The 12586-nt window shown below is 66.1% G+C and carries 11 protein-coding genes; 7 read left to right on the forward strand and 4 right to left on the reverse strand.

The features are described from left to right. Positions 1–81: 81 nt before the first annotated feature. From KY501_RS16265 to KY501_RS16275, 3 genes are all read left to right on the forward strand, one after another. Positions 82–1077, forward strand: a complete 996-nt coding sequence (locus tag KY501_RS16265; RefSeq protein ID WP_224363995.1) for a serine/threonine-protein kinase — start codon at positions 82–84, stop codon at positions 1075–1077. A gap of 59 nt (positions 1078–1136) precedes the next feature. Continuing rightward, positions 1137–1688 (forward strand): glutathione peroxidase, encoded by a 552-nt coding sequence (locus KY501_RS16270; protein ID WP_224363997.1) that lies wholly within the window; start codon positions 1137–1139, stop codon positions 1686–1688. Positions 1689–1762: 74 nt separating this feature from the next. Continuing rightward, entirely contained in the window at positions 1763–2404 is a 642-nt protein-coding gene (locus tag KY501_RS16275) for a pentapeptide repeat-containing protein (RefSeq protein ID WP_224363999.1), read from the forward strand. Between the two features lie 39 nt (positions 2405–2443). Here KY501_RS16275 and KY501_RS16280 read toward each other — a convergent pair whose 3' ends face one another. Continuing rightward, positions 2444–3412, reverse strand: a complete 969-nt coding sequence (locus KY501_RS16280) for a hypothetical protein (protein ID WP_224364001.1) — start codon at positions 3410–3412, stop codon at positions 2444–2446. Positions 3413–3535: 123 nt separating this feature from the next. On the opposite strand from KY501_RS16280, the gene KY501_RS16285 reads away from it, so the two are divergent. Continuing rightward, a complete protein-coding gene (locus tag KY501_RS16285) occupies positions 3536–4729 on the forward strand; it encodes a M48 family metalloprotease (RefSeq protein WP_224364003.1) in 1194 nt (397 codons plus the stop codon). A gap of 133 nt (positions 4730–4862) precedes the next feature. Here KY501_RS16285 and KY501_RS16290 read toward each other — a convergent pair whose 3' ends face one another. Both KY501_RS16290 and KY501_RS16295 read right to left on the reverse strand, forming a co-directional pair. Further along, positions 4863–5378: a tetratricopeptide repeat protein gene (locus KY501_RS16290; protein ID WP_224364006.1), complete on the reverse strand. Its 516-nt coding sequence runs from the start codon at positions 5376–5378 to the stop codon at positions 4863–4865. A gap of 6 nt (positions 5379–5384) precedes the next feature. Next, complete coding sequence (locus KY501_RS16295) at positions 5385–6587, reverse strand: hypothetical protein (protein WP_224364007.1); 1203 nt, start codon at positions 6585–6587, stop codon at positions 5385–5387. A 208-nt stretch (positions 6588–6795) separates the two neighbouring features. Between KY501_RS16295 and ruvX the strand changes: the two genes are divergently transcribed. Next, positions 6796–7248 (forward strand): Holliday junction resolvase RuvX, encoded by a 453-nt coding sequence (ruvX, locus tag KY501_RS16300; RefSeq protein WP_224364009.1) that lies wholly within the window; start codon positions 6796–6798, stop codon positions 7246–7248. A 24-nt stretch (positions 7249–7272) separates the two neighbouring features. On the opposite strand, the gene KY501_RS16305 is transcribed toward ruvX, so the two are convergent. Continuing rightward, positions 7273–8808 (reverse strand): ArnT family glycosyltransferase, encoded by a 1536-nt coding sequence (locus tag KY501_RS16305; protein WP_224364011.1) that lies wholly within the window; start codon positions 8806–8808, stop codon positions 7273–7275. A 584-nt stretch (positions 8809–9392) separates the two neighbouring features. Here KY501_RS16305 and KY501_RS16310 point away from each other — a divergent pair. Further along, a complete protein-coding gene (locus KY501_RS16310) occupies positions 9393–11456 on the forward strand; it encodes a PrkA family serine protein kinase (RefSeq protein ID WP_224364013.1) in 2064 nt (687 codons plus the stop codon). Between the two features lie 2 nt (positions 11457–11458). After that, positions 11459–12571: a DUF444 family protein gene (locus tag KY501_RS16315; protein WP_224364016.1), complete on the forward strand. Its 1113-nt coding sequence runs from the start codon at positions 11459–11461 to the stop codon at positions 12569–12571. The last annotated feature ends 15 nt before the right edge of the window (positions 12572–12586 follow it).

Here is a 12586-nt window from a genome sequence, read left to right on the forward strand (position 1 = left end):
GGCGAGCGTCATCGCGCGGGCCTACGCATGAGGTAGGCTGAAGGGGGCGGAGCCAACCGCCCCAGGAAGCCGAGGTCAGCGATGAAGGAAGAGCAGAGTCCCGACGGGCTCCGGGTGGGCAGTCTAGTGGGACCGTGGCGGGTGGAAGGGTATGCGGGGCGAGGCAGCTACGGAGCGGTGTACCAGGCGCGTCGAGCGGGCCACCCAGGCTCAGTGCCAGTGGCGCTCAAGCTGGCGCTGTTCGCGTATGACCCGCGCTTCCTGGTAGTGGCTCAGGTGGCTTGGGGCCTGGAGGTGCTGCATCGGGCCGGAGGGCTGCACCGGGACGTGAAGGGGGACAACATCTTGGTGGACGTGCCGAGAGAGATCAACCCACGGGTCATCGAGGAGTTGTCGGCACTGATCGAGAGGATGCTGGCGGCAGAGCCCGAGCAGAGGGGTCTTGCGAGAGAGGTGGCGGAGGCAGCGGAGGCGGTAGCAGAGCACGCGGGCCCCGAGGCGGACGTGCCGCTGATGGGTCCATTCCAGCCGCTGGTTGAAGCAAAACCTCCCGTGAGCGTGCAGGTTCCAGCCGACGTTCCTTCACCGCCTGCCCAAGAGGTGAACGGGCCGGTGAGTCGCTGCGAGGAGATACCGGTGGAACGCTGGAGGTCGAGAGTTCGGCTTGCGCTGGTTGCCGGGCTGCCGCTGACGGTGATGGCGGCTACGTGGTGGATAGGACACGGGCCGTACTCGCACTCCCGCACGTATGCCCCGGTGGAAGAACCCGAGCGCGAAGAGGCTCGGAACAGCGCGGAAGCATCACTGGCCGATGCCTCGGTTCCCACCCGAGTTCTCACGAAGGAGCCCCCCCACTATGAGTCGGCGATCGCGACGGAGATGCCGGAGGAGCCCCTGCCAGGCCAGCGGCGGCCGCCCTGCCGCCAGCGCGAGGTCGCAGTCCGTGGTGGATGCTGGATCAAGCTGAACGACTTCTCCCCGCCCTGTGACGACGATTGGTACGAGTGGAAGGGCGGGTGCTATCTGCCCAGATACGAGCAGAAGCGCACTCCCACCTCGAAGGATCCGCAGAAGTAGCGTCCCCCTGTGCTATCGGTCCGGAGCCGAGCAGCCCCATCTCCTTCTCCCAAGGAACCATGAACCCGACGATCTACGACATCCCCGTGAAGTCCATTGCCGGTTCTCCGCTCACCCTGGACCAGTACAAGGGCAAGGTGCTCCTGGTGGTGAACGTGGCCTCCAAGTGCGGGCTCACGCCCCAGTACGAGGGCCTCGAGAAGCTCTACGAGGGCAAGCGCGAGAAGGGCCTCGAGGTTCTGGGCTTCCCGGCCAACAACTTCCTGGGCCAGGAACCCGGCACCGATGCGGAGATCCAACAGTTCTGCACGCTGAACTACGACGTGAAGTTCCCGCTTTTCTCGAAGATCTCCGTGGTCGGCGGCGATCAGCATCCGCTCTATGAGAGGCTCACCCGCTCGCAGCCCAACGCCACCGGTGACGGCCCCTTCCGGGCACGGCTCAAGGGCCACGGCATCGAACCCAACCCTGTACCGGACGTGCTCTGGAACTTCGAAAAGTTCCTGATCAGCCGGGACGGCCGCGTGGTGGCCCGCTTCGCTCCCGACATCACTGCGGACGACCCACGCCTGGTTCAGGCCATCGACGCGGAGCTGGCCAAGGCGGCCTGAGCCGGACAAGCACGGGAAGTGACGCGGCGCCTCGTTAATGGCGCGAGATGGTGCCCTGAGAGAGCTCGAGAGACATGACGCGCCTGACGACAGAGCAGATCCATCAAAACGAGGTCTTCACCGATCTGGACCTCCAACACGCCGACCTCTCCGGCAAGGAATTCTCCGGCTGCACCTTCCGCCACGTGAAGCTACAGGAGAGCCGATGGAACCGGGCTCGCCTCGAGGACTGCGTCTTCGAGGACTGCGATCTCACCCGCATGAACCCCTCGCAGATGAGAGCCATGGGCGTGACCTTCCGCCAGTCGAAGCTGATGGGCATCGACTGGACCGAGGTGGCACGCAATCCCGTGTTGAGCTTCGAGGAGTGCGACCTTCGATATTCCTCATTCGTCGGAACGAACCTGAGCAAGGCCGTCTTCCGCGCGTGCAAGGCCGCCGAGGCCAACTTCATCCAGTGCAACCTTGCCCACGCGGACTTCAGTCAGACCCAACTCACGGGCGCGAACTTCGAGGACTCGGACCTGACCCTGGCCAACTTCGCCACCGCGGACGGCGCCTTCTTGAATCCCGCCAAGAACAACGTGAAGGGCACACGCATCCCGGTCGAGAGCGCCGTGCTGCTGGCCCTGTTCCTGGGCATGCACGTGGAGGGCTACAGCGAGGAGCCAGTGCCCGAGCGGCAGAGCAGCCGGCGACGTGGACGCAAAGCGTAGCCCCCGGCCCCAGGTGGACGCATGCGAGGTACCCGCGGCTCAGCGGCGCTTGCCGGCTGCCGGGGTGGGCCAGGCGAAGCTGTATTCGCGTTCCTCGCGCTCCTCGCGCTCCTGGTCCGAGACCTGCATCTTCGTCACCTGCGCCATGCGTGCGCTGTAGGGGCGCAGGGTGGCGACATCCGTCACGACCGCCACCGTGGAGACGCGGCGCGCCGACTTGAGCATCGCGTCGAAGTCCGGCGCCTGGCTCTGGGGAGCGGAGGACTGCATCATCTGCGAGAACACACCCACCATCGCCTTGCGAAAGGGCTCTCCCTCGAGCACCGTCTCCATCTCCAGGCGCGCCGAGCCCTTGTAGGCCGCATCCGGTCCACGGTGGTGCACTGTCACCGTACTGTCCACGGAGCCCGAGGGCAGCTGCACCGGCAACGTCCCCGAGCGCTTATCGCCAGCGGCCAGATCGGTGCCCACCCAGGCCCCTACCCACGTGCTCCAGAAGTCCGCCGTCCGCTGTTTCATCATCTGCGCCATCGCCGGTTGTGCCAGCACCTTGCGCACCTGCTCGCGCATGCCCTTCTCCTCGGGGATGAGCGCGAGGGCTCGCTCGAAGGCCTCTTCCATCCCGACCACGTCCTCCACCTGCCCCTCGGCCGAGATCAACAATGTGGGAGCAACGCTCGCCAACGCCGTGGCCACCTTCAGCTCCGGCGGCACCGCGCCCTGGGAGACGGCCCGACCGTCCACCTCCAGGAAGCGGAACTTGTCCAGCTTCAACTCGTACCCGCCACCCTGACGCGCCGACAGCACCGCGTCGTAGCTCACCACCGAGCGCTTGCCCTTCTTGAGGATGCGCTCGGTCACCGTCACCCGCGACGGTGCGGACCAGGCGAAGCGCAGCGTCGGCCCCGCCTCGGGAGCCACCGCCTTCGGAGCAACGCGGGCGGACTCTTCGGCGAGGGCAGGACCGGTCGTGAACAGCAGCGCAACCACGGGCAACATGAAGCGCATCGGAAACTCCTCGTTCGGGTGTGGCGTGGGCTGCGCCTATAACACAGTGCGGCGCTCTTCCATGTCACGGAGAGAGGGCATCTGGGCACCCAGGGGTGAGCCGACATAGCCTCTCCCCCGTCCATGGAGCCCATCTTCACTCCCGACCAGCTGGCAGAGATCAAGGCGTACAGCCTGCCCTATTACATCCGTGCCGCCGTGAACCCCTTCATCTACGTGGGGTTCCTGGCGCTGATGCTCGGGCCGCTCAACGGGCCCTTCTACCGCTTCGCCCAGGCTACGGCGGCCTGGCTCGATGCTCGGCTGGGCTTCCTGCGCACCGCACCCGTCAGCCGCGTGTTCCTCCGAGCCCTGGACACGCTCTGGGGCGAGCCCGGCTGGGGCACAGCGCTGCTGTTCTCCCTCTTCGTCGATCTCAGCCTGAAGCTCGTCACCGCGCCCATCGACTTCTACTTCGGCTACATCCTCGAGCACCGCTACGGCATGTCCACGTACACACCGCTCGGGTATGCGAGGGACGAGCTCAAGCAATTGCTGGCGAGCGTGTTCATCGTCTCCGCGTTGGTGCTGGGACTCTATGGCCTGGCGCGGCGGCTCCGGCGCTGGTGGCTCGTGCTGGGAGTGCCCGTGGCCCTGCTCATGCTCGTGGCCGCGGCACTCGACCCGTACCGCAGCCGCGCCTTCTTCGATCAGACGCCGCTGGAGCCCGGCCCCCTGCGCACCCACCTCACCGAGCTGATGGCCCGCGCGAACATCCCCTTCTCGGATGTGCTGGTGGAGAAGACGTCCGTCGCCTCCAATCGCGTCCAGGCCTACTTCGCGGGCCAGGGCCCCACGCGCACCATCGTGCTCAACGATGTCCTCATCCGCGAGTTCACCGAGGGCGAGATCCTCGCCGCCGTCGCCCACGAGGCCGGCCACGTCAATGAGTCCCAGTGGCCCGCTCGCATTGCCTCCTCCGTGGCGCTGGTGGCCTTCCTCTTCGTTCTCGACCGGCTGCTGCGGCTGTCAGCGGCACGCGGCTGGTTCGGAGCCACCCGGTTCGCGGACACTCGCACCCTGCCGCTCATCCCTCTGCTGCTCTACATCGTGATGACGGCAGCGGCGCCTTTCTCCGCCGCATTCTCCCGGGAACGCGAGCGCGAAGCCGACCGCTACGCCCTGCGCCTCACGCAGGATCCCGCCACGTTCCGTCAGATGCTCGTGAAGGCCGCGCGGCTGAACAAGATGGACCCCGAACCTCCTCGGTGGGTGGTCATCAAGGGCCTCACCCACCCGCCCATCGGCGAGCGCATCGCCGATGTCTCCACTCCCTGAAAACAGCGGCCGGCAGGGGGCCCTCTCACCATGCCCGCTTCCCTCACGGGCCCACCCGCCGACCACCGCCGCCGAACGCTCCCCAAGAGCCCGACGGTCCCTGATCACCCCCTTCCCCACCTGACCGCTGGCACTACGCCTGCGGGTTGCCCTTCATCTTCTCCACCGCCACCAGCGTGATGGCCTTCACCAGCGCCCGAGCCCGGCGGCCCGCGGCCGTCTCGCCGTGCGGATCCGCCTCCACCGCGTTGGCCACGTCCGTGAAGCCCTGCCGCTGCCCCTGCCGCAGGTACAGCTCACCGCGGTTCACCAGCGCCACCGGGTTGCGAGGATCGCGCTCGAGCGCCGCGCTGTACTCGGTGATGGCCTCCGGCAGCCGGCCCATCTTCTGGTACACGGTTCCGAGCGCCGCCCGGCTCGCCGCGTCCTTCGGGTTCCCCTCCACCAGCCCCTCGAAGAGGATGCGCGCCTCCTCGTAGCGCCCCGCCGCCGCGAGCTCACACCCCACCTGCGCGATCGCCTTCGCCTCCTCGAAGGTCATCCCCTCCACCTCCGCCCACGTCGCCTCGCCTCGCGCGAACGCCTTCAGCTTCTGCACCGTCTGGTTCTCCATCGTCGTATCTCCCTGGTACTTGATGATGCGTCCCATGGCGGCTCAGGCTCGGCCCATGTTCTCGATGGCCTGCTTCGCCATCTCGTTGAACTTGGAAGAGATGTTGCTCATCAGGTCGAACATCTGTTTCCGCTTCTCCATCAGCTTCTGGAGGCGCAGGTTCAGCTGCTCCATCGTCGTCTCCAGCTTCGCCTCGCGGGCCCGGCTGCTCTCGTCCGTGCCCAGGCCCGCTCGCTCGTCGCGCACGCTCGCCATCTCCTTCATCACGTCGAGGATCTCGTCGTCCGTGTCGCGCGTGATCAGCGTGAGGATGGCCTGCAACTTCTCCTCCAGGCTCATGTTCGGGTTGTTGATGATGTCGTTGACGCTGTTCGAACTCGCCGGGGGCTTCGGCAGAGGGCTCGGTACGGGCGTCGTCGGCCGCGGACAGGTCTCCACGGGAGTCGTCGGCTGACCGCACGGTGGAGAGCCCTGCGACGGCGCCGGAGCCGACGGCGCGGGAGCTGGCGTGGACGGGGCGGGAGTCGGCTGCGGCTGTGACGGCTGACGCACACCGTGGCGAGCGATGTCGCTGTTCACCTTCGTCAACGCCTGCTGCACGTCCAACTGGCTGATGGTGCCATCGACGCTCCCTCCCTTCCCCGCCGTGTCCACCATGTTGCGGTACTCGGGGTGCTCGACGAGGAAGCGGGCTGCGTTGCGCAGCGCGGGAGACAGCGTCGAGAGGTTCGCGGCCATCGCGAGCGTCTGCGCGTCGATCTTCCCGTCCCGCTTGCCGCACAGCGTGTCGAGCATGTCGAAGTTGGCGGCCAGCGTGCGCAGCGCATCCCGGTACTCGAGAACGGAGGGATCCAAGGTGCCGGCACTGCTCGTACCAGTGCTGGAGGTACTCGCGGCCCGCTCGCGAATCGCGCTGGCCGTGGACTGAATGGCCTCCCACGTCATCTTCTTCGTCTTGGGAGCCGCCGAGGCCGTGTGCTCCTCGGGCGCGTAGCCCTCCTGCGCCTTGGCCGCATCCGGGCTGGGGCAGAACTCCGTCTGCGCCGGCGGGTTCTTCTGCAACTCCGACATGACGCCCAGCGCGCCGCTGGCGGTCATCATCACGTTGCCGGACACCACTCCGACCGCCGCCTTGATGGAGTTCGTCAGCATCGGGGGAAGGCCCAGCTTGTCCCCCGCGAAATCGACCGCGGACGCCATCGGCCCGGCCAACGTGTTCACTGCGTTCTTGATGAAATCGAGCATGTTGCCTCCCGCGCGTCGGGAAAGAGTTGGGTGCAGCAAGCCGCCGCGCATCGGACGGGCCAGACCGATTGCACCCGCGATGCCGAGCCCTTCGGCTGCTCCGCTCCCAACGAATTCAGCCGGTTAGGTTCGGCACCCAACGGCGCTCCGTCTCGCTTCGCGGACGGTGCGGTCTACGGAACGAGATTGCGATTAGAGTCCCGCGCCCATGCGGACCCTGGGCCTGGACGTGGGCACCAAGACCATCGGGGTGGCTGTCTCGGACGGGCTCGGGCTGACGGCCCAGGCCGTCACCACGATACGGCGCACCAACCTCAAGGCGGACCTCGTGGCCCTCGCGGACCTCGCACGCGAGCACGAGGCCTCACGCCTCGTCGTGGGCCTGCCCCTCAACATGGACGGCTCGGAGGGCCCGCGCGCCGAGGCCTCCCGGAAGTTCGCGGACGCGGCAAGCCAAGCGCTGGGCCTGCCCGTGGAGTTCTGGGACGAGCGGCTGTCCACCGTGGCCGCCGAGCGAACCCTGCTCGAAGCGGACCTCTCCCGAGCCAAGCGCCGCCAGGTCATCGATCAGGTGGCCGCGCAGTTCATCCTCCAGGGCTGGCTGGATGCCCGCAGCGCCACCGCCGATGTCCACGCGGACGACTTCGATCCGGAGGCATGAGCGCCAGACTGGCGCAGCCTCCCACTACGGCCGCAGCCGATACACATGCACGGGCGCGGAGAAGCCCTCCATCTCCTCATAGGAGACGGCTCCCAGCGTCAGGATGCGCCCCTCCAGCTTCACCCAGGACTCCCGGGCCAGCCCTCCCGCGTCGAAGCGCACCAGGTACTCGGGCCGATTCTTCTCCACCCGCTGCTGGAAATCGGGCCAGCGCAGCCGCACCAGCCTCTCCTCGGGCAGCCCGGCGAAGAACGCGAGCTGCAAGTCCATGTACCGGTCATCGCTGTCGAGCACCAGCGACTTGCCCTTCCCCGCCACCTCCGCCTCGACGAAGCGCACCGCCTCCATCACCGGCTGGGGGTTCGTGGAGATCGGACTCACGGGCCGCAGCGAATCCCGCCAACCCCCGTCCTCGCGGAACGTGGAGATCCCCAGCCCCACCGGCATCACCACCGCGAGCGCGATGCTCCCTCCCGCCACCGCCTTGCCCGCCCCCTCGCCCCACGCCCGCACGCACGCCTGCAAGCCCAGCACCACGAACGGCAGCAGCAACACCACCTGCGTCACCGTGAAGCGCCCGAGCGGCAGGAAGTTGAGCAGCACCGCCGCCCGGAAGGCGTAGTACGCCGCGGGCACCAGCGCCGCCAGCACCAGCCACCGCAGCTCCGGCCGCTCGCGCCACGCCTTCACCATCCCCACCACGCCCAGCAGCGCCACCCCCGGCGTCAACGTGAAGAGCGCAATCGCCGGCCAGAAGCCGATCCCCTGCGCCCGCAGCCACCAGTCCTTCGCCCCTCCGCCCGAGCTCGCCACCCAGCTCCTGTGGAACTCGTCGATGTACGTGATGGGATAGAACGGATCGCCGTGCGCCAGCTCGTTGCCCTGCATCCACAGCAGCGGAAAGGGCAGGCACATCAGCCCGAACGACACAGCCATCGTCACGCCCGCCACCTTGTCCCGGCTCCACAGCAGCGGCATCACCGCCAACAGCGGGATATACATCCACGCGTCGTACCGCAACGCGCACGCCAGGTTCAGCACCACCGCCGCGCCGAACAGTGGCCCGAACCGGCGCTCGTCCAGCGCCTGCCCGAACAGCGCGAACACGCTCAACATGAAGAACAGCGCCACCGCCTCGCTCGCCGCCGTCGTGGACAACTGCAGGTGCATCCCCCACACGGAGAAGGCCAGGCACGCCCACACCCCCGCACGCCATCCGAAGAAGCGCCGCGTCAATGCGAACAGCGGCACCACCGACAGCACTCCGAACAGCAGGCTCACCGCCCGGCCCGCGTGCTCGCGCTCCACCACCGTCAGCGCCGCCCCCACCATGTAGAGGTGCAGCGGTCCGAACTGCGCCGCCCCGTCCTGGAACGATCGGATGAAGTGCGGCACCTGCAGCCAGCGCTCCGCCAACTCCGTGCGCGCCACCGCGTCCCCGTACAGGTTCTCGTTCACCGGGAACACCACCAGCCGAGGCACCAACGCCGCGACGATCAGCAGTCCAAGGAGCAGCCGCGTGCTCGGCTCACGCTCAGGCTCGGGGACCGCCGACAACATGGGCTCGGCAGAGGGGGTGGGTGCGGAAACAGGAGACAGAGCGGACGCCATGGGAGCGCGCCAGGATACGCAGGCAGGGATCATTTCCAAGCGCCCCCTGCTCCCTTGCCTGCTCCCTCTCCAACCCCTCGCCCTGCTCACTCCCCGACACTCCCGCCTCCCTGGGGAATGTCCTACTTCCACCTCTTCCCGCCCCAGAGCGTGGGTTGCATGTCACAACCCCCCATCGTTATGTCCCTCTACATGAGACATTGCCCCACACAGGGGAGGTGCGATCCGGGAAACACCGCCCTCGGACGTTCACTGATGGGGACAAGCCCCGAAGGACCCTACCCGCCGGGGCTCAGGTCCTTATAATCAAGCTGCCTTTTCACCCCGTGGAGGGGGTGCCCCCATCAGGCCCTCCCGACACGTGCTGACCACGCGGTCCCACTCCGCGGCGGGGTCCCGAAGGGGCGCCAGAAGCGTTGTTGCCTGGGACCCGCTGACGGGGTGCATCGGAATGGGTCTCCACCCCCCCAGGTTCAAATTCTGGCCCCTCGTGTGCGCGACTCCCGCGTTCACGGGTGGCCCCGAGGAGCGACATGCAGAACGCTGAGAAGGGTTCGTGGGTCTCCAAGATCGCCGCACTCCAGGACACGAAGACCTACGCGGAGCTCAACTGGGAGGGCTCTTTCGAGGACTACCTCGAGATCGTCCGCAAGACTCCCAAGATCACCCGCACGGCCTACCAGAGGATCTACGACATGATCCTCAGCCACGGGAAGACTGAGTACATCGACAACAAGAAGAAGCTCATCCGCTACCACTTCTTCAGCGACGAGAAGTTCGGTGGCCGCGACGCCATCTTCGGTCTCGACGTGCCGCTCATGAAGCTGGTCAACGTCTTCAAGTCCGCCGCCCAGGGCTACGGCACCGAGAAGCGCGTCATCCTCCTGCACGGCCCCGTGGGCTCCTCCAAGTCCACCATCGCCCGCCTGCTCAAGAAGGGCAGCGAGGAGTACTCGAAGACGCCCGAGGGCGCCGCGTACACCTACTCCTGGACCACCGACAAGAAGCAGCCGGACGGCACGGTGACCAAGGAGAAGATGAAGTGCCCCATGAACGAGGAGCCCCTCAACCTCATCCCTCGCGAGTGGCGCCCGAAGATCTTCGCCGAGCTGTCCCCCGCCGAGAGCGGCTACGTCATCCCGGATGGCTGCGAGCTGTGCCCCGCCTGCCGCTTCGTCTTCAAGGAGCTGATGACCCAGTACCAGGGCGACTTCGCCAAGGTCATGAGCCACGTGCGCGTCAACCGCCTCATCTTCAGCGAGAAGGACCGCGTCGGCATCGGCACCTTCCAGCCCAAGGACGAGAAGAACCAGGACTCCACCGAGCTCACCGGTGACATCAACTACCGGAAGATCGCCGAGTACGGCTCCGACTCGGACCCGCGCGCCTTCAACTTCGACGGCGAGTTCAACATCGCCAACCGCGGCGTCATCGAGTTCGTCGAGGTGCTCAAGCTGGATGTGGCCTTCCTCTATGATCTGCTCGGCGCCTCGCAGGAGCACAAGATCAAGCCGAAGAAGTTCCCCCAGACGGACATCGACGAAGTCATCATCGGCCACACCAACGAGCCCGAGTACAAGAAGCTCGAGAACAACGAGTTCATGGAGGCCTTGAGAGACCGTACGGTGAAGATCGACGTGCCGTACATCACCAAGCTGGGCGAAGAGGTGAAGATCTACGAGAAGGACTTCAACTCGCGCGCCATCAAGGGCAAGCACATCGCCCCGCACACGCTCGAGATGGCCGCCATGTGGGCCGTCATGACGCGCCTGGAGGAGCCCAAGAAGCACAACCTCTCGCTCCTGCAGAAGCTCAAGCTCTACAACGGCAAGACGCTGCCCAACTTCACCGAGGACAACATCAAGGAGCTCCGCAAGGAGTCCATCCGCGAGGGCCTCGAGGGCATCAGCCCCCGCTACATCCAGGACAAGATCTCCAACGCCCTGGTGAGCGACAAGGGTGAGGGATGCATCAACCCCTTCATGGTCCTCAACGAGCTGGACGCGGGCCTCAAGACTCACTCGCTCATCAACAGCGAGGACTCCCGCAAGCGCTTCAAGGAGCTGCTCACCACCGTGAAGCAGGAGTACGAGGACATCGTCAAGAACGAGGTCCAGCGCGCCATCTCCGCCGACGAAGACGCGATTGCCAAGCTGTGCGGCAACTACATCGACAACATCAAGGCCTATACCCAGAAGGAGAAGGTCAAGAACAAGTACACCGGTCTCTACGAGGAGCCGGATGAGCGCCTCATGCGCGCCATCGAGGAGAAGATCGACATCCCCGAGAGCCGCAAGGATGACTTCCGCCGCGAGATCATGAACTACATCGGCGCGCTCGCCGTGGAAGGCAAGACGTTCAACTACCGGACCAACGAGCGGCTCCACAAGGCGCTCGAGCTCAAGCTGTTCGAGGACCAGAAGGACAGCATCAAGCTCAAGAACCTGGTGTCCAGCGTGGTGGACAAGGAGACTCAGGAGAAGATCGATCTCGTGAAGGACCGGATGATGAAGAACTACGGTTACTGCGAGATCTGCTCCACGGACGTGCTCAACTTCGTGGCGAGCATCTTCGCCCGCGGCGACGCGAAGGAGTAGGCGTGTCCCTGAAGATCCACCAAGACCACGCCCGCTTCAAGGCGATCGTCCGAGGGAAGATCAAGGCCAATCTGCGCAAGTACGTGCAGAAGGGCGAGATGCTCGGCAAGAAGGGGAAGGATGCCATCTCCATCCCCATCCCCTTCATCGACATCCCTCGCTTCAAGTATGGCCACAAGGAACAGGGCGGCGTCGGGCAGGGGGATGGTGAGGTGGGTCAGTCGCTCGGCCCCGGGCAGGTTCAGCCCGGGGACGGACACGGCCAGGCCGGCCAGGGCGAGGGAGAGCACGCCCTGGAGGTCGACGTCACCCTCGATGAGCTGGCGCAGATCCTCGGCGAGGAGCTGCAGCTGCCCAACATCGAGCGCCGGCACAACGAGAAGATCGTCACCCAGAAGATCAAGTACACCGGCATCAACACCACCGGTCCGGAGTCGCTCCGCCACTTCAAGCGCACCTTCAAGCAGGCGCTGAAGCGGCAGATCGCCACCGGCACGTACGATCCCAAGAAGCCCGTCATCATCCCCACGCGCGAGGATCGCCGCTACCGCAGCTACAAGCTGCAGGACCTGCCGGAGACCAACGCCGTCATCATCTACATGATGGACGTGTCCGGCTCGATGGGCGACGAGCAGAAGGAGATCGTCCGCATCGAGAGCTTCTGGCTCGATACGTGGCTGCGCCACCAGTACAAGGGGCTGGAGTCCCGCTACATCATCCACGACGCGGTGGCTCGCGAGGTGGACCGGGACACCTTCTTCCACACCCGCGAGTCCGGCGGCACGATGATCTCCAGCGCCTACAAGCTGTGCCGCGAGATCATCCAGGCCGACTATCCGAAGAGCGCGTGGAACATCTACCCGTTCCACTTCTCGGACGGCGACAACTGGAGCGCGGACGACACGCGCCAGTGCATCGACATGCTGAAGAACGACATCCTGCCCGGCGTGAACCAGTTCGCGTATGGCCAGGTGGAGAGCCCCTACGGCAGCGGCCAGTTCATCAAGGACCTGCGCGAGGCCGTGGGCGATCAGACGAACGTCGCCCTCAGCGAGATCGCCGACAAGGACGCCATCTACAACTCCATCAAGGACTTCCTCGGCAAGGGCCGATGATGCGCCGCCTCGCCC

Source organism: Hyalangium versicolor, assembly GCF_020103695.1.
Taxonomy (GTDB): domain Bacteria; phylum Myxococcota; class Myxococcia; order Myxococcales; family Myxococcaceae; genus Hyalangium; species Hyalangium versicolor.

What these genes read in the sequence shown, in the direction of transcription:
- ruvX (WP_224364009.1), top strand. Translation starts at nt 6,796, where the DNA reads ATGCGGACCCTGGGCCTGGACGTGGGCACCAAGACCATCGGGGTGGCT.
- KY501_RS16305 (WP_224364011.1), bottom strand. Translation starts at nt 8,808, where the DNA reads ATGTTGTCGGCGGTCCCCGAGCCTGAGCGTGAGCCGAGCACGCGGCTG.
- KY501_RS16270 (WP_224363997.1), top strand. Translation starts at nt 1,137, where the DNA reads ATGAACCCGACGATCTACGACATCCCCGTGAAGTCCATTGCCGGTTCT.
- KY501_RS16290 (WP_224364006.1), bottom strand. Translation starts at nt 5,378, where the DNA reads ATGGGACGCATCATCAAGTACCAGGGAGATACGACGATGGAGAACCAG.
- KY501_RS16275 (WP_224363999.1), top strand. Translation starts at nt 1,763, where the DNA reads ATGACGCGCCTGACGACAGAGCAGATCCATCAAAACGAGGTCTTCACC.
- KY501_RS16285 (WP_224364003.1), top strand. Translation starts at nt 3,536, where the DNA reads ATGGAGCCCATCTTCACTCCCGACCAGCTGGCAGAGATCAAGGCGTAC.
- KY501_RS16295 (WP_224364007.1), bottom strand. Translation starts at nt 6,587, where the DNA reads ATGCTCGATTTCATCAAGAACGCAGTGAACACGTTGGCCGGGCCGATG.
- KY501_RS16265 (WP_224363995.1), top strand. Translation starts at nt 82, where the DNA reads ATGAAGGAAGAGCAGAGTCCCGACGGGCTCCGGGTGGGCAGTCTAGTG.
- KY501_RS16310 (WP_224364013.1), top strand. Translation starts at nt 9,393, where the DNA reads ATGCAGAACGCTGAGAAGGGTTCGTGGGTCTCCAAGATCGCCGCACTC.
- KY501_RS16280 (WP_224364001.1), bottom strand. Translation starts at nt 3,412, where the DNA reads ATGCGCTTCATGTTGCCCGTGGTTGCGCTGCTGTTCACGACCGGTCCT.